We start from the raw sequence: 16,735 nt of genomic DNA, 5'->3' as shown, positions 1-16,735 counted from the left end.
GAGGTATCCGGTTCCGGGGGCGTTCCCCGACGAAAGTCGGCGGCCTCCTCCCCTGGTCCTAGTCCCCGGCGAGCGCGGCGTACGCGGTGAGGGCGCCGACGACCGTGGCGACCGCGACCCTTCCGGCGTAGAGCGTGAGTGGGAGCCACAGGAGCCAGCGGGCGGCGGCGCCGTGCGGGGCCGTCGCGGCGGCCAGGGCGCGGACGAGGTCGCGTCGGGGCATGGGAACCGCCTCGGGTGGTTCGATCATCGAAGCACCCGGGTATCCCGTCGGGCCGTTGGGGAACCCGGTCCCGCGGGGTGGCGCGGGACCGGGGGTGCAGGGGTTGCACGCGGGGCCTAGACGCGGGTCCACTTCTGGTTGGCGCCGCTCCAGCACGAGTAGAGCTGGACGGCGGCGCCGTTGGCGCTGCTGTAGACGTCCAGGCAGAGGTTCGTGCCGGTGTTGCGGACGGTGCCGTCGGCGCCGAAGGTCCACTTCTGGGTGTTCGCGCCGGAGCAGGTGCTGATCTGGGCGAGGGCGCCGTTGGCGGTGCCGGAGGGTTCGAGGCACTTGCCGAGGACGCGGAGCTCCTGCGCGGCGGTCACCGTGAACTGCTGGTTCGCGCCCTCGTAGCAGGTGTAGAGCTGGACGCGGGTGCCGTTGGCGGTGCTGCCGCCGGGCACGTCGACGCACTTGCCGGCGGAGTCGGAGCGGAGCAGGTCGGTGCCGGTGCCGCCCCCGCCGCCGCCTCCGCCGCCCGTGCCGGGGGCGACGGCCTGGCCGGTGGTCGGGGAGATCATGCCGGCGCACAGGCCGCGGGCGCGCAGGTTGGCGGCGATCTGCGGGATCGCGTTGATCGTGTTCTGGTAGGCGTCGTGCATGAGGATGACGCTGCCGTTCTGAAGGTTGTTCGCGGCCGCGACGATCTGGGCGGTGCTGGCTCCGTTCCAGTCCTGCGAGTCGACGCTCCACAGGACCTCGGTGAGGCCGTGCTGCGCCGCGACGGACTTGAGGGTGGCGTTGGTGGCGCCGTAGGGCGGGCGGAAGAGGACCGGGGTGCCGCCGCCGGCCCGCTGGATCGCCTGCTGGGTGCTGGAGAGCTCCTGGGCCATCTGGGAGGAGGACATCCGGGTCATGTCGGCGTGGGTGTAGGAGTGGTTGGCGACCCACATGCCGGCGCTGACCTGGGCGGCGACGAGCGAGGGGTTGGCGGCGGCGCGCTGGCCGGTGTTGAACATGGTGGCGCGCAGGCCGTTCGCGGTGAGCGCGTTGAGCAGGCTCGTGGTGGTGCCGGGGTTGGGGCCGTCGTCGAAGGTGAGGCCGACGTAGCCGTTGCAGGTCTGCGCCTGCGCGGGGCTCGCGGTGGCGAGGAGCGCGACGGCGGTCGCGGCGGCGACGGCGAGTGCGGACAGGGTGGCGATGAGCGGTCGGATGCGGCGGCGGATGCCGGGCATGCTGCCCTCCTTGGGATGCGTTGCGGCGCATCAGTCTGCGTCGACGGGTCCCGGGGTGAGGGCCGCGGTCGTCATGAGGGGGACGATCGAGCGATGCAATAGACATTGAGAATTATCGATTTAAGAGTGGTCGGGGGCAAGACGCCTGCGCCGGACGGCGGACCCGGTGCGCCGAACGTGCGGCGAGCGGTCGCCCTGCGGTCAGTCCGCGAGCGCGGCGGCCTTGCGGTGGAGGTAGCGCTGCTCGGGGGTGCTGGTGGCGAGGCGCGCGGCCTCGCGGAACGCCGCGCGCGCCTCGGTGGCGCGGCCGGCCTGCTCCAGCAGGTGCGCCCGCACGGCCTGGAGCCGGTGGCCGCGCACCGGCTCGCGCAGGAGCGGGTCGAGCATGGCGAGCGCGGCCTCGGGGCCGTCGGTCATCGCGACGGCGACGGCGCGGTTCATGGTGACCACGCGGCTCGGGGCGATCGCGTCGAGCATCCGGTACAGCTCGGCGATCTGGGGCCAGTCGGTGTCGGCGTACGCGGCGGCCTCGCCGTGGACGGCGGCGATCGCGGCCTGGAGTTGGAAGGGCCCCACCGGACCCGCGGGGAGCGCGGCCTCGACCAGGCGTACGCCTTCGGCGATGAGCGGGCGGTCCCAGCGGCCGCGGTCCTGGTCGGCGAGCGGCACGAGGTCGCCGCGGTCGTCGGCGCGGGCGGCGCGGCGGGCCTCGGTCAGGAGCATGAGCGCGAGGAGGCCCGCGGTCTCGGTGTCGCTGGGGAGGCGCCGGTGCAGCTCGCGGGTCAGGCGGATGGCTTCGGCGGTGAGCGGGACGTCGAGGAGGTCGGAGCCGCCGGTGGCCGCGTAGCCCTCGTTGAAGACGAGGTAGAGCACCTGCCGCGCCGACTCGACGCGGGCGGGCAGGTCGGCGCGGGTGACGTCGCCGAGGCGGGCGCCGGCGGCCTGGAGCCGGGCCTTGGCGCGGCTGATGCGCTGGCCCATGGTGGCGACGGGGACGAGGAACGCGGCGGCGATCTGCTCGGTGGTGAGGCCGCCGACGGCCCGGAGGGTCAGGGCCACTTGGGAGGCGGGGGTCAGGGACGGGTGGCAGCACAGGAGGAGGACGTGCAGGGAGTCGTCACTGTCGGTGGCTGGTGCTTCACTTGGGGCGAGGCGGTTCGCGGTGGTCTCGCGGTCGAGCCGGGCGCGGTCGGAGCGCAGGGCGTCGACGAGCCGGCGGGAGGCGGCGCGCACCAGCCAGCCGCGGGGGTTGGCCGGGAGGCCCTCGCGGGGCCAGTGGAGCGCGGCGGAGAGGAGGGCTTCCTGGACGGCGTCCTCGCAGGCGTCGAAGTGGCCGTAGCGGCGCACGAGCGCCCCGAGGACGTGCGGCGACTCGCGCCGCCACACGTCCTCGAGCCGGGTGTCCATCAGTGCTCCTCGCCGCCGGGCCACATCGCCGGGCGCAGTTCGACGGTCTCGCCGGGGCCGGAGAAGGCGGTCGCGATCTCCTGGGCGCGTTCGGGTCCGGAGACGTCGATGAGGAAGAACCCGGCGAGGTGCTCCTTGGACTCGGAGTACGGGCCGTCGGTCGCGAGCGGCTCGCCGCCGCTCCAGCGGTAGAGCGTCGCGGTGCTGGGGTCGGCGAGGGCCTCGGCGGCGACGAGTTCGCCGTTCGCGCTCATCTCGGTGAGCAGGCGCTCGAACTCGGCGTTCAGGCGCTCGCGCTGCGCGGCGGGCAGCGCCTGGTGCTCCGCGATGTAGTCGCCGGTCGGGTGGCCCCACGGCTGCGGGTTGGAGTGGATGAGGATGACGTACTTCACGGTGACCTCCTGGTCGCGGGTCCGGCTGCTCCGGATCTTCGCCTGGGACGACGGGGCCGGGCCGCCGTTTTCGACATCCGCCGCGAAAGTGGCTCGAAGTTTTTCTACGCCGGGAGGCGGGCCGGTTCGGGGGCCGCCTCGGGGAGGGGGTTGAGCAGGTCGAGGAGGTGCGCGGCGGGCGAGTCGGCCTGGTCCCACGCGGTGGAGACGACCGAGACGGTCCACTGCGGCACGTCCGCGTCGGCGATCGGCAGCACGCGCAGCGCGGCGGCCTGCGGCTTCGCGGCCACGTGCCGGGGGACGACGGCGATGCCGAGGCCGCGGCAGACGAGGTCGAGGAGGGTGTGGACGTCGTTGACGGTGCAGCGCACGCGCCGCCGGGCGCCGCGCGCGGCGAACACCGACTCGTTCAGGGACCGCACGCCCCAGGCCGCGCCGAAGTCGACGAAGTCCTGGTCGTCGAGGGCCGCCCACGGCACGGACGAGAGCGCGGCGAGCGGGTGGTCGGGCGGGGTGACGACCACGAGCGGCTCGCGGCCGAGCTCGCGGTGCGGCAGGCCGCTCAGGTGCCGGTCGGTGGCGACGAACGCGACGTCGAGCTCGCCGGCCCGGAGCATCCCGATGAGGTCGTGCGAGCCGCACTGCGTGAACATGGTCTCGACCTGCGGGTGGCGGCGGTGGAAGCGGTCGAGCAGGGGGCTGACCTCGATGAGCCCGAGGCACTGCTCGGCGCCGATCGACAGCGACCCGGAGACGGCGCGGCTGGCCTTGACGACGGCGTCGCGGGCGCCCGCGGCCTGTTCGAGCATCATGCGCGCGTACGGCAGCAGCGCGAACCCGGCCTCGGTCGGCTCGACCCGGCGCGTGGTCCGCGTGAACAGGGCGGTGCCGAGCTCGTCCTCGAGGCTGCGGATCGCCGCCGACAGCCCGGACTGCGAGATCCCGGTCAGCTCCGCCGCCCGTGTGAAGTGCCTCTCATCGGCGAGGGCGACCAGGTACTCCATCTGGCGCAGGTCCATGAATCATTCCCCCGGGTTCTCAATACCAGAAACGCGAGTTGTTGGACTTCTAGATCGACCAAACCTAGCATCTACCTGGTCATCCGCCAGTCGGCGGGCGCGCGCCGCCGCGTCCCGCCCAGCCGTAGGGAGTGCACGAATGCAGCAGCGCACCATCGGGGACCGGCAGGTCTCGGCGATCGGGCTCGGCGGGATGCCGATGTCGATCGAGGGCCGCCCGGACGAGGCGCGGTCGGTCGCGACGATCCACGCGGCGCTCGACGCCGGTGTGACCCTCATCGACACCGCCGACGCCTACCACCGCGACGCGAACGAGGTCGGCCACAACGAGTCCCTGATCGCCAAGGCGCTCAAGGAGTACGGGCCGGGGGCCGACGAGGTCCTGGTCGCCACCAAGGGCGGGCACCTGCGGCCCGGCGACGGCTCCTGGACCCAGGACGGGCGCCCCGAGTACCTCAAGGCGGCCGCGAAGGCCTCCGCGCAGCGCCTCGGCGTCGAGGCCATCGGCCTCTACCAGTTCCACCGCCCCGACCCGCGGGTCCCGTACGCCGACTCGGTCGGCGCGATCCGCGACCTCCTCGACGAGGGCGTCATCCGGCTCGCGGGCATCTCGAACGCGAGCGTCGCCCAGATCGACGAAGCGAACGACATCCTCGGCGGCCGGCTCGCGTCGGTGCAGAACCAGTTCTCGCCGCGGTTCCGCTCCAGCGAGGGCGAGCTCGAGCACTGCGCGAAGCTCGGCGTCGCGTTCCTGCCGTGGAGCCCGCTCGGCGGCATCGCGAGCGCCCCCGAGCTCGGCACCCGCCACGCCGCGTTCGACGAGGTCGCCGCCGAGGTCGGGGCCAGCGTCTACCAGGTGGTGCTGGCCTGGCAGCTCGCGCTCGCGCCCGTCGTCGTCCCGATCCCGGGCGCCTCGCGCCCCGAGAGCATCCGCGACTCGGCCGGCGCGGCCGGGCTCGAGCTCACCGCCGACCAGATCGCCCGGCTCTCCGCCGCATAGCTCCGAAGAGGACACCGATGAAGACCTTCACCATGCCCGGCACCGACATCACCGCTCCGAACGTGGTGCTCGGCCTCATGCGCATCCAGGAGAAGACCGACGAGGAGGTACGCGCGATCGTCGGCGCGGCCCTCGACGCCGGGATCACCTTCGTGGACCACGCCGACCTGTACGGCAGCGGCCGGCACGGCTGCGAGCGCCGCTTCGCCGAGGCCATGCGCCTCACGCCGTCCGAGCGCGAGCGCCTGGTCATCCAGACCAAGACCGGGATCATGCACCCCGGCCCGTACTTCGACTTCTCGTACGAGCACATCGTCGAGTCCGTGGACGAGTCCCTGGCGGCGCTGGAGAGCGACTACATCGACATCCTGCTGCTCCACCGGCCCGACGCGCTCGTGGAGCCCGAGGAGGTCGCCCGCGCCTTCGACGACCTGTCCGCGGCCGGGAAGGTCCGCGCGTTCGGCGTCTCGAACCACACCGCGGGCCAGATGGAGCTGCTGCGCAAGTACGTGAACCAGCCGATCGTCGCGAACCAGGTGCAGCTGTCGATCACGCACGCGCCGCTCATCGCGCAGGGCATCGCCGCGAACATGCAGGACCTCGACCAGTCGATCGCCCGCGACGACGGCATCGTCGACTACTGCCGCCTCCACGACATCACCGTCCAGGCGTGGTCGCCGTTCCAGGCCGGGTTCTTCACCGGCCCGTTCCTCGGCTCGGACCGCTACCCCGAGCTGAACGCCGTGGTCGACCGGCTCGCGAAGAAGTACGACGTGCCGCCGATCGCGATCGCCGTCGCCTGGATCACCCGCCACCCGGCGCGGATGCAGGTCGTCATCGGCACCACCGACATCGAGCGGATCACCGGCTCCGCGCAGGGCTCGGACGTGCCGCTCACGCGCCCGGAGTGGTACGAGCTGCTCCGCACCGCCGGATACACCGTCCCTTAAGGACGCCTGGTCTCGATTCTGTAGAGGGGGCGGCGGTTTCCCGGGTCGGCGGACCCGGGAAGCCGCCGCTGCGGCGTTTCGCGCCCGGCACGTCCGCGCGCCGCCGAGCCGGCCGCCTCGCGGCGGGTTCGCGGCGCGGAGCGTGATCACCGCGCCGACCGAAGCCGGCCGCCTCGCGGCGCGGAGCGTGATCACTCCAGCCCGGAGGCGGCGAGGACGAGGGCCCGGCCGTCGCCGGTGTGGACGGCGACGAGGTCGCCGCCGACCGCCACGTGGTTCGGGAGTTCGGCGCCGGTGGACTGGACCGGGGTGCGGTGGCCGGTGGCGACGTCGAGGACGAACACCTCCCAGTCGGTGGCGCCGATGCTGACGCCGACCTGCTGGACGACGGCGCGGCCGCTGCGGATCGCGCCGATCGAGTCGTACCGCTCACCGCTGTCCTTCCCTTCGAAGTCCACGACGCGGGCGTCGTCGACGGTGTCGAACGTCTGGCTGCCGTGGACGATGCCGGTGGCGGTGGCGTACCACTGCTCGTCGTCGGACCAGTCGTTCGACGGCAGCGCCCACGCCTGCTGCCCGGTCTGGGTGTCGACGGCGACGGTCTCGTACTTCTCGGCCGTGGTGTTCTCGACCGCGGCGCAGACGAGGTGCTGCCCGCAGGGCTTCACCTGGACGATCGCGTCGCCGGCGGCGAACTCGAGGCGCCAGGCCTCGCCGAGGTCGTCGAGGGAGTACCCGGCGAGCACGGCGCGGCCCGGGGAGGCCTCGTCGCTGACCTTGCCGACGGCCAGGCCGTCGAACGCGGTCCACTGGTAGGAGTCGATGGGCAGGTCGCCGGAGGTGATCGAGCCGCCGTCGGCGGCGTCGCGGACGACGGCGGTGCCCTCGTACGGGTCGAGGTCCACGATGCGGTTCGCGACGGCGAGGTCGTCGTAGAGCGAGTACGCGTTCGGCGGGGCGGTGCCGGGGTGCTCCGCGCCGTCGTTCCAGACGCGCTCGGCGCGGATGCGGTACTCGTCGATGATGAAGAGGTCGTCGGGCCCGCCCTTCTTCCACACCTGCTCGCCGGTGGTGAGGTCGATGCGGATGACGGCGTTGTCGTCGAAGCCGGTGCGCTGCTCGACTACGACGTCGGTCCCGTAGAACGCGACGTCGTTGCGGTCGATCCACGGCTGCTTCCACAGGAGCTCGCCGGTGTCGAGGGCCGCGGCGGCGCGCATGTTCTGGCCTTCGTCGCTGGCCGAGCCGAGGGCGTCGATGACGAGGACGCTCCCGACGACCATGAGGTGGGTCTCGGTGGGCTCCAGGTCGTACTGCTGCGTCCACAGTGTCGTGCCGGCCGCGTCGTAGGCGGTGGCGACGGTCTGACCGTCGACGATGTCGGCGACGACGGCGATCCCGTCGCCGACCGCGACGGCGCCCGCGCCGGCGGCCGTGAGCGCCTGCTCGTGGACCAGTTCGAGGCCGGTGCCCTCGGTGGCGGTGTTCCCGGTGAGCCCGTCGACGAGGTCCCCGCTGGTGAGGTCCTCGAACAGGCCGGTGAGGTTCCCGCGGCTCATCGCGACGACGAGGACGATCACGACGGCGGTGACGATGGTGGAGAACATCGAGGCGGCGACCCAGCGCCGGGTCGACTTCCCGGCCGCGCCCCCGGTCGGCAATGGTCCTGTGTGGACATTCGGCTGGAACGGGGCCTGGTGCGGGGTCTGCGCCGGCGGCGGGTATGGCCCGGCCGGGGTCGGCTGCGAGGGCCCGAGCGGCGGGGCCTGCGGGCTCGGCGGTCCCGTGACCGGTTGCGGCGGCGGGCTTCCCGCGGGGCTCTGGACCGGGTAGGGCGCGTAGGTGACGTGCGCGATCGGGGTGGTGGGGGGCGCAGTGGTCGGGGGCGGGGCGGTTTCGCGTCCGGCCGCGGCGTGCTTCAGGGCGCCGAAGGCGACGGGGAGTTCGGGCTGCTCGGGCACGGACGGGGCGACGCCGAGGCGGGCGTGGAGGCGGGTCGCGACCAGGGGCATGCGGCTGGAGCCGCCGACGAGCAGGAGCGCGCTGAGCGCGGCGGGGTCGACCCCGGCGCGCTCGACGGTGCGGCGGGTCTCGTCCACGGCGCGGGCGACGAGCGGGTCGGCGAGGCTGGTGAGCTCGTCGCGGGTGAGGTGCAGGCCCATCGGGTCGCTGCCGGGCAGGCCGACGGGCGCAGTGGAGGTGCGCGAGAGCATCTCCTTGGCGGCGCGCACCTCGCCCCAGAACGCGAGGCGGTCGCGCAGGTCGGCGGGCGTCTCGGGTTCGCTCAGGCGCTTCCACAGGGCCGGGTCGCGGCCGGCGACGACGCGGCCGAGGTGGGCGGCGAGCGCCATGTCGATGTCGAGGCCGCCGAGGTCGTCGAGGCCGCCGAACGCGAGCGTGCGCAGGCCCTCGGGGTCGCGGCGGACGACGGCGGTGTCGAAGGTGCCGCCGCCGAAGTCGAAGATGGCGACGGTGCCGCCGACCGGGATCTCCTGGCCGAGGACCTCGGCGCAGTAGGCGGCGGCCGCGATCGGCTCGGGCAGGAGCCGCACCGGGCCCATCCCGGCGAGGTCCGCGGCGGCCTCCAGCCGGGCGCGGCGCACCGGGCCCCAGTCGGCGGGGCAGGTGAGGACGGTGTCGGTGGGGCGCATGCCGGAGGCGGCGGCCTCTTCGGCGACGCGGCGCAGGCCGGTGGCGAGGAGCTCCTCGACGGGCGTCTCGCGGTCGCCGAGGAGGACGGTGCCGTCGTCGATGCGGCGCTTGGGATGCGGTTCGAACCGGCCGGGGTCGGCGGCGGCGAGGCGCTGGGCGTCGCGGCCGGTGTGGAGCCCGCCCTCGGCGTCGAGGAACACGCCGGAGGCGAGGAGGGGGGAGCCGTCGAAGAGGAGCGACCGGGGTTCCTGCCCGCCGCGGCCGATGACGGCGACGGTGTGGGTGGTGCCGAGGTCGACGGCGAGCCAGACGGGAGCGTGCACGGGTCCTACTCACTGGAGGGGTGGTGTCCACGATGGGGCGCGGCGGGGGTGCCGGACTCCCGCGAGGATACCCGGGAGCCCTGACAGGGCCCGCCCTGCGGCGGTGCGGTGGCACTGGTCGGGACGCAGGGAACGGGCGTTTCCGCCCGTACCGGACCCGTCTTCGCGGCGGGTCCGGCACGGGCGGGCGGTCAGGGGGCGACCGCGGTCAGGATGACCACTTCGGACTCGTCGTGGGGCAGGTACCGCACCCGCACGACCATGCCGGGCTGGACCTGGGGGACGGCGCTCGCGTCCATCGGCTTGCGCTGCTTGAGGTCGAACACGGAGCCGTCGGCGCGGGTGATGCGCAGGTCGAGGTCCATGACGGCCCGGTCGCCCTGGATCTCGCCGGTCGGGGCGAGCGCGAGGACGACGGCGCGGCCGTCGACGCCCTGCTCGGCGATCTGGAGCTGCCGGGGCGTGACCAGGCCCTTCGCGAGGCGGACCCGGTCGAACGCGGCCTGCATCTCGGCCTGCGGGGCGTCCACGGCGATGACGACGCGGCCGTCGGTGCTGCCGGGCCGGTAGCGGACCGGGAGCATCGCGCCGGGGACGACGGCGGCGAGCTCGGTGAGGTCGACGAGGTTGCGGGCGACGGCCCGGAACGACTGGCCGTCGGGGGTGTCGACGTCGAAGAGGATCTCCAGCTGCGGCTGGTCGTTGACGGTGAGGCCGGTGCGGGAGACCTGGACGACGGTGCCGATCGCGAGCGGCGCGCCCTCGAAGCCCTTGGCGACCATGCCCTTCAGCTCCCGGAGGGGGCCGTCGGCGAGGCGGCTCATCATGCCGAGGAACGGCAGGACGGACACGAGGACGATCGGGCCGGCCATCCAGCCGTTCACCCACGCGGTCGGGTCGTCGCCGGAGAGTCCGGTGAGGACGAACATGGCCGTGGCGGCGAGGCCGGCGACGAGGACGGTGATGTTGATGAGCTTGAACATGGCGGTGTTCCTTTCGGGGGTCGGGTTCTGCTTGAGTCTCGGGGCGGACCGGCGGCTACCGGTCACAGGTTTCGGGCGGCGGCCGCGGTCGCGGTCGCGGGACGGTTGCGGCGCGGTTCGGTCGCGGCCGCGGCGGTGCGGCTCAGTCGAGGTCGGGCTCGCCGAGGAGGTCGAGGCCGCCGAAGACGGCGCGGTCGATCGAGCCGTCGGGGGCGACGATGACGAGGTCGCTGTGGAAGACCCCGTCCTCCGGGGCGGCGATGACGACGGTGTGGCCGCTCGGCGCGGTCATGCTGCGGCCCAAGTGGTCCGCGGTGGTGAGCGACGCGGTGGCCTGCCCCGTGGCGAGGTCGACGACGGTGAGCGCGACGTCCTCGGCGCCGGGCTCGGTGCGGTGCTCGATGAGCGCGTGCCCGGTCGCGGCGCCCGCGGCGGTCCCGCCGGGGAAGGCGAGGTCGACGGCGGCGGTCGGGTCCTCGAGGACGCCTTCGATGAGCTCCTCGACGTCGATCTCCCAGGTCGTGGCGCCCGCGCTCTGGTCGAGGACGATCCCGGCCCCGTAGTAGACGCGGGTGCCGAGCGCGCGCCGGTCGCCGCCGGCTTCGAGGACGAGGCTCCCGCCGAGCGCGTCCTCGGCGGTCGGCTCGATCCGCAGGGTGCCTTCCTCGCCGATCGCCGCCTCGGTCGAGGTGGTGCCGCCGAGCTGAGGGGACGCGCCTTCGGCGACGAGGCGGCCCGTCCACGCCTCGGCGACGGCCGGATCGGCGGGGGCCGCGGTGAGCGCGTCGAGGGCGATCGTGTGGAGGCCGCCGTCGGCGTCGAGCGCGACGACGCCCGCGGCGGGATCGAATCCGTATGCGGCCGTGCCGGTTCCGGCTCCTTCGAGGCCCGGCACGGCGCCGCTCGCGGTGACGAGCGAGCCGTCGTCGAGGTCGCGGATCTGGAGCCCGTCCTCGGTGGCGACATAGGAGTACTCCTCGCCCGCGGCGACGGCGGCCGCGTCCCATTCGAGCTCGCCGGCGAGCTGCACGTCCCAGCGCGTCTCGCCCGAGGCGAGGTCGACGGCGGCGAGGCGGGCGGCGTGCGCGTCGCCCACGGCCTCGGCGATGAGGCCGCCGGGGCCGTTGCGGTCGTAGGGAACGAGCACGAGCCCGTCCGCGGAGAACGCGATGCCGGTGCGGAGCATGACGTCCGGCGCGGGCGCGGTGAGGTGCTCGCCGATGATCGCGGTGGCGCCGATGCCCACGGACATGAGGAGCATGCCGGGGAGGAGGCCGAGGCCGCCGCGGCGCGGCTTCGGCGTGAGCGGGCGGTCCGGCGTGCCGTACGGGGACCGGACCGGCGCGGTGTGCGCCGGGAGCGGGCCCGCCGGGCGGAAGTCGTGGAACACCGGGGCCTCCTTCCTGGGGTGGTCGACGCCCTCAGCGTCGCCCCGCGCGGGCCCCTACCGATCACAGGTTTCCCCGCGGTTCGACCGGCCCGACTAGAATTCGCGGCATGGTCCATGGCCTCGCGGCCTCGGCGGCCGTCCCGCGGGGCCTGCTCGTCGCCGACGCCTGGTCCCAGCTCGGCGACGCCGTGGCGCCCTTGAGCAACGCTTCCGGGCGGCCGCTCGCGCGCACCGTGAAGCTCCTGCTCGACCCGCTCGTGCTGCGCCCGGCCCAGAACCCGCGCTTCTCCGGCGGCGTCGTCGCGATCGAGCACGTCGACGCGCTGCGCCGGGCGATCCTCGACGCCGGCCCGGCCCTCGCCGCGACGGCCGCGTGGTTCCAGCTCGTCAAGCGGGCCCGCCGCCGCGCCGGGATCACCGAGGGCCACCCGCAGGACCTGTACTTCCAGCGCTGCTTCGAACTCGCGCACCTGCACGGCGACCCGGGCGCGCTCCCCGACGCGGCCGCGATCGCGGCCGCGACCGTGGCCGACGTCCACGCCGAACGCGGCGAGGTCTCCGTGGAAGGCCTGCGGCGCTTCCTGACCGATCCCGAGCGGACCGCCGAACTCGCCGGGCTGCTGCGCGAGGCGTGGGCGGACCGGCCCGAGGCGCCCGCCGCCGGACCGGACCCCGGGCTCGCCGCGTTCCTCGCCGACTGCGCGGCCGCCCCCGACCCGCGCCTGTGGAAGGCGCTGGCGGACACGGCGGTCGGGACCGCCGAGGCCGCCGAACTCGACCGCGTCGGCGTCGCCGCCGGCTACGGCCTCACCGCCCGCGACCGGCCCGCGGCTCCCGAACTCGGCGACCGCGCCTCGAAGCGCGACCTGCCCAGGCCCTTCGACCGGTCCATCATGGAGCGACTGTTCGCGGCGTTCACCACCTGGTTCCAGCGCGAGGCGATGGCCGACATCCCGTCGCTGGTGACCGGCGAGATCCGCCGCTCGGCCGCGCCCTGGCAGCTCGCCGAGGAGCCGAGCCGCGTCGCGATGGCCCTGGGCCGCGACGCCAGCGCCGGGCTCGGCGCCGACGCGGCCGAGCCCGCCTCGGACGCCAACGCCCGCCTGCTCAGCCGCTGGCGACGCGAGTCCTATGTGCACCGCGTCATGCGCCTCCCGCGCGAGGACGGCGACGAGGTGCGCGGCACCCGCCGCGCCTACCTGCGGCGCCTGTGGGCGCGCCTCCACGGCCGCGAGCTGCGCGGCGAGCCGACCGCGGCCGACGAGGTGTGGGACCTCCTCGACGGGTCGCTGCGCTCGGTCGTCATGGACCAGCGCGACCGCCTCCGGCGCCGCCTCGAACGCGCGGGAGCCCCCGAATGACCGAGCTCCCCGTCACCCGCGAACCCGGCCGCATCCTGGTGGGCGCCTTGCCGTCCGCCCCGGAGCAGACGGCCCTGGTGGAGGCCCGCGGGGCGCTGCTCGCCTGGGACCAGCTCGACCGCCGCGCCCACCCGGCCGCGGACGTGTGGGACCCGGCGCTCGCCGCCGACTGGCTGTGGGAGGTGTACGGCCCCGACGCCGCAGCCGCGATCCTCGACGGCGCCGACACCGCCGCGGCCGAATGGGACTCGCCCGTCCTCGCGGCGGCCCGCGACCTCGCCCACCTCCACTGGGCCGCCGCCTGGTGGCCCGCGTCCCACGCGGCGGCCGTCCCGGCCCTCCCGCAGGGGCTCCTGCGGGCCGAGACCGCTTGGCGCACCGCCGCACTCGACCATCTCCTGGACGACGAGGAGGCCGTCGAGCGCGCGCTCGCGGGCGTCGACCTCGGCGCGCTGCCGACCGGCGGGGACCTCGCCGCGCCGGTGGCCGCGCTCCGGGAGCGGCTCGCCGACCTCGCCGAGACCTACGGCGTCGCACTCCGGAACGCCTTCTCCCCCAAGCGGGAGGACTGGGCCCTCGCCGCGGGCGGCACCGCGGCGGAGCCGCCGCTCGCGAGCGGCGCCGGCCCGATCGACTGGGCCGCGGTGCCGCCCGGCCTCCTCGACGCCGCGGGTGAGGCGACCTGGCGGCTCACGCAGCGCGAGGGCGCCTGGATCGTCACGGTGACCGCCCCGGCCGCGCCCGAGGCCAGGCCCGCCGACCTGACCGCCCGCTTCGGCGCCGTCGAGATCCCGCTGCGCCTCGACGCGGGCTCGGGCGCGTTCACCGGTGAGGCGACCGCCGGACCCGACGTCGCGCTGCACCTCGACGGCGGCGTCCAGGTGTCCGCGCCGTGGTTCGCGCTCCCGACCGCGGACGCCGGCGAGGCCGAGCGGCGTGCCGCGCTCATCGCGTTCGCCCGCGGCCGCCTCACCGCCGAGGACGCGACGCTCACCGAACGGGCGGCGGCATGAACCGCGACACGCTCGGCGTCTACGGCAAGGAGTCCAGCGGCCCCCGGTGGGCCGCGATGCGGGAGCTGAACAACGCCGCCGCGAAACTCGTCCTCCAGGGCCGCAGCGGTGAAGCCGCCGCGAAGCTCCACGAGGCGATCGCGCTGACCCGCGTCGCGGACGTGGACGCCGCGGGCCTCGACGGCCGCGCCAGGGCCCTCGGCAACCTCGCGGCCCTCGCCGAGAGCCAGGGCGAGCCCGGCCGCGTCCTGGAGCTCACCGAGGAGGCGCTCGCCGCCTGCGACGCCGCCCAGGCGGAGGCCGGCGACCGGTACGGCACGGTCGCGGTCCGGGCCTCGCTGCTGGTGAACCGGTCGCAGACGTTCCAGCTCCTCGGCCGCCACGACGAGGCCCTCGCCGACCTCGACGCCGCCGCGGCGATCACCGGCGGCGACAGCGCCGACGAGGCGTACCTGCGGGTCTCGATCGCCAACTCCCGCAGCGTCGTCCTCATCGACCTCGAACGCTGGGAGGAGGCCGAGGCCGCCGTCCACCGCGCCCTCGAACTCGCCGCCGCCCACGACCCGCGCCTGACCGGGCACCCGCACTCCAACCTCGCGCTGATCTACCAGGTGCGCAACGAACTCGACGCCGCGATGGCCCACCTGCGCCTGGCTGAGCAGATCCACACCGCGGCCGGCGACGCGCCCGCGGCCGCACTCGCGATCGCGAACCAGGGGCGCGTCGCCATGCGCGCGGGCGACCTCGAGGAGGGCGGCCGCCTCCTCGCCGCCGCCGAACGGGCCCTCGACGGGATCGAGCAGCCGCTGCGCGCCGCCGAACTGCGCTTCGCCCGCGCCACCGCCGCGCACGAGGCCGGCGACACCGCGCTCGCGCGCGAGCTCCTCCCCCGGGCCGTCGCCGCCCTGCGCGAGGCGGGCCACGCCGCGATGCTCGCCGAAGCCCTGGCGCTGCAAGGCGACATGCTCGCCGGCGACGGCGACTTCGACGCCGCCGAGGAGGCGCACCTGGAGGCGTGGCGCGTGTACGAGGCGGCCGGGGCGGTCTACCACCTCACCCGCATCGACCAGCGCCGCGCCTTCGCCGCCACGCACCGCGCCCAGCTCGCCACCGACCCCGACGAGCAGGCCCGGTACCTCGGCTTCGCCTTCGACCTCGCCGTCCCGGCCGCCCTCGCCGCCGACGCGATCCGCCACGGCTTCGCCCCCGGCCGCGCCCGCGAGCAGTGGGCGGCCACGGTCGCGGTCCCGGCCATGGCGCACGCGCTGAGCCTCGCCACGGCCCTCGGCATCGGCGCGCTCGTGTCGGAGCTCCTCGAGCACATGAGCGCCACCGTCGCCCTGCACGCCGCGGCCCCGGTCGACGTCGCGGCGGTCCCGGAGCCGCCGGAGCCGCCCCCGCCGGCGCCGAGCGAGGGCGAGGTCCTGTCGTTCACGGCCTCGGCACTGGTCACCGGCGCCTCGGGCGACTTCCCGGCGGTGCGCTTCGCGCTGCCGCCGCGGCTGCGCGTGAACCCCTGGCGCGCATCGCAACTGGAGCCGTGGATCCAGGAGACCGAGCGGCGCTACGGGTTCCGCATCCGCTCCGACGAGGTGATCGACACGTGGTAGACCGGCCGACCGTGCAGCTCAAGCTCGTCGACGCCGACGGGCTCTACTACTCGTGGCGCTGGGAGCACGACCTCGGCGCGATCCAGAACATCATGGTCGAGGCCGGCCGCGTGCTGCCCGCCCTCGAAGCGCTCGCCCAGGCCCTGCCGACGCCGCTGCCGGGCGAGACCGTCGAGCAGGCCCTGGAACGCGCCCTGCGCGGGCCCCTGGTCGACCGCGAACGCGAAGCGGGGCTCGCGACGGCGCTCGCGAGCGCGCTCATCCCCCACCGGCTCGCGCAGGAGCTGAACGCGCACCTGGAGGCGGGCCGCCACCCGCACGTCCGCATCCAGCCGTCCCTCTCGACCGCCCAAGTGCCTTGGGAGGCATTGCGGGTGGACGAGGGCGAGCGCTTCGTGACGAGCGCCGACCTCTCGGTCCTGCCCCCGGCGACGGTCCGCAACGCGCCCGAGCGGCGCCGGTCCGCGTGGCGCCCGGACGGCCCGGTGGTCGCGGTCCTGGACCCGCGGGTCCCGGGCGCGGGCCGGGACCTCGGCTCGGTCCTCGGCGAGGTCCCGGCCGACTCTCCACTGCGGACGATGGTCGACGGGCTCGGCCCCCGCCTCGCTCCTCCCGGGCCGCCGTTCCGCCGCGCCGACATCGACCGCGACCGGCTCGAACCGCTCCTCGCGGACGCCTCGCGCCTCCTGTACGTCGGCCACGTGACGACCGCGAAGCACGGCCTGGACGCCCGCCTCCACCTGAGCTGCGGACCCGGGACGACCGGCCGGGCCGCCGTGGTGCACGGCCACCGGCCGCTCACGGCCGCCGACGTCCTCCTCGGCCACCGCCCGGACGCGCCGGCCGCGTGGACGATGCCGAACCGGGTGGCGCTCATCGCCTGCGAGAGCGGCGGCGAGGTGCGCTTCGCCGAACCGGTCGGCCTGGTCGCGGCCGCCCTCCACACCGGCGCCCGCTACGTCACCGCCACCCGCTGGACCCTGCCCACCGACGAGGGCCTGCGCCGCTTCGCCGCCGCGCCGACGCCCCCGCTCCTGCCCGAGGCGGTCGCCGCGGTGAACGCCGCCCACGACGCCCCCGACCCCGTCGCCGCCCTGAACGCCTGGCAGCGGGCCAAGGCCGCGGCCTGGGAGGCCGAGGGCCGCCCCGAGGACGGCCCCGTGATCTGGGCCGCCTTCGCGACCGCCTTCGGCTGAGC

14 protein-coding genes are annotated in these 16,735 nt (G+C 75.2%); 6 read left to right on the top strand and 8 right to left on the bottom strand.

The features are described from left to right. Positions 1 to 58: 58 nt before the first annotated feature. The 5 genes from EIW28_RS24435 to EIW28_RS23330 all read right to left on the bottom strand — a co-directional run bounded on the left by EIW28_RS24435 (position 59) and on the right by EIW28_RS23330 (position 4,255). Positions 59 to 223, bottom strand: a complete 165-nt coding sequence (locus EIW28_RS24435) for a hypothetical protein (RefSeq protein WP_158630518.1) — start codon at positions 221 to 223, stop codon at positions 59 to 61. Positions 224 to 339: 116 nt separating this feature from the next. Further along, entirely contained in the window at positions 340 to 1,437 is a 1,098-nt protein-coding gene (locus EIW28_RS23345) for a polysaccharide deacetylase family protein (RefSeq protein WP_125250122.1), read from the bottom strand. Between the two features lie 201 nt (positions 1,438 to 1,638). After that, positions 1,639 to 2,844, bottom strand: a complete 1,206-nt coding sequence (locus EIW28_RS23340) for an RNA polymerase sigma factor (protein WP_125250121.1) — start codon at positions 2,842 to 2,844, stop codon at positions 1,639 to 1,641. Then, positions 2,844 to 3,236 carry a YciI family protein gene (locus tag EIW28_RS23335; protein ID WP_125250120.1) on the bottom strand — a complete coding sequence of 131 codons (393 nt, stop codon included), beginning with the start codon at positions 3,234 to 3,236 and terminating at the stop codon, positions 2,844 to 2,846. The genes EIW28_RS23340 and EIW28_RS23335 overlap by 1 nt, the downstream gene beginning before the upstream one ends. 104 nt (positions 3,237 to 3,340) lie before the next feature. After that, positions 3,341 to 4,255: a LysR family transcriptional regulator gene (locus EIW28_RS23330; protein ID WP_197717440.1), complete on the bottom strand. Its 915-nt coding sequence runs from the start codon at positions 4,253 to 4,255 to the stop codon at positions 3,341 to 3,343. Between the two features lie 139 nt (positions 4,256 to 4,394). Between EIW28_RS23330 and EIW28_RS23325 the strand changes: the two genes are divergently transcribed. Beyond that, entirely contained in the window at positions 4,395 to 5,255 is an 861-nt protein-coding gene (locus EIW28_RS23325; RefSeq protein WP_125250119.1) for an aldo/keto reductase, read from the top strand. A gap of 17 nt (positions 5,256 to 5,272) precedes the next feature. Continuing rightward, positions 5,273 to 6,205: an aldo/keto reductase gene (locus tag EIW28_RS23320; protein WP_125250118.1), complete on the top strand. Its 933-nt coding sequence runs from the start codon at positions 5,273 to 5,275 to the stop codon at positions 6,203 to 6,205. 191 nt (positions 6,206 to 6,396) lie between these two features. On the opposite strand, the gene EIW28_RS23315 is transcribed toward EIW28_RS23320, so the two are convergent. The 3 genes from EIW28_RS23315 to EIW28_RS23305 form a co-directional block, all read right to left on the bottom strand. After that, complete coding sequence (locus EIW28_RS23315) at positions 6,397 to 9,180, bottom strand: Hsp70 family protein (RefSeq protein ID WP_125250117.1); 2,784 nt, start codon at positions 9,178 to 9,180, stop codon at positions 6,397 to 6,399. A gap of 191 nt (positions 9,181 to 9,371) precedes the next feature. Continuing rightward, positions 9,372 to 10,163: a hypothetical protein gene (locus EIW28_RS23310; RefSeq protein ID WP_125250116.1), complete on the bottom strand. Its 792-nt coding sequence runs from the start codon at positions 10,161 to 10,163 to the stop codon at positions 9,372 to 9,374. Positions 10,164 to 10,305: 142 nt separating this feature from the next. Then, the gene (locus tag EIW28_RS23305) at positions 10,306 to 11,553 is read right to left on the bottom strand and encodes a PA2928 family protein (protein WP_125250115.1); all 1,248 of its coding nucleotides are present in this window, start codon (positions 11,551 to 11,553) and stop codon (positions 10,306 to 10,308) included. A gap of 107 nt (positions 11,554 to 11,660) precedes the next feature. On the opposite strand from EIW28_RS23305, the gene EIW28_RS23300 reads away from it, so the two are divergent. The 4 genes from EIW28_RS23300 to EIW28_RS23285 are packed head-to-tail and all read left to right on the top strand — an operon-like array spanning position 11,661 to position 16,733. Next, on the top strand, positions 11,661 to 12,914 hold the full coding sequence (locus EIW28_RS23300; RefSeq protein ID WP_125250114.1) for a hypothetical protein: 1,254 nt from the start codon (positions 11,661 to 11,663) through the stop codon (positions 12,912 to 12,914). Beyond that, positions 12,911 to 13,927, top strand: a complete 1,017-nt coding sequence (locus EIW28_RS23295) for a hypothetical protein (RefSeq protein ID WP_125250113.1) — start codon at positions 12,911 to 12,913, stop codon at positions 13,925 to 13,927. The genes EIW28_RS23300 and EIW28_RS23295 overlap by 4 nt, the downstream gene beginning before the upstream one ends. Continuing rightward, positions 13,924 to 15,537, top strand: a complete 1,614-nt coding sequence (locus EIW28_RS23290; protein WP_125250112.1) for a hypothetical protein — start codon at positions 13,924 to 13,926, stop codon at positions 15,535 to 15,537. The genes EIW28_RS23295 and EIW28_RS23290 overlap by 4 nt, the downstream gene beginning before the upstream one ends. Beyond that, positions 15,531 to 16,733 (top strand): CHAT domain-containing protein, encoded by a 1,203-nt coding sequence (locus tag EIW28_RS23285; protein ID WP_232014180.1) that lies wholly within the window; start codon positions 15,531 to 15,533, stop codon positions 16,731 to 16,733. Before EIW28_RS23290 ends, EIW28_RS23285 begins: the two co-directional genes overlap by 7 nt. Positions 16,734 to 16,735 lie beyond the last annotated feature (2 nt).

It is taken from the genome of Glycomyces terrestris (assembly GCF_003933745.1).
Taxonomy (GTDB): domain Bacteria; phylum Actinomycetota; class Actinomycetes; order Mycobacteriales; family Micromonosporaceae; genus Glycomyces; species Glycomyces terrestris.
This window is presented reverse-complemented; position numbering and strand designations above follow the sequence as displayed.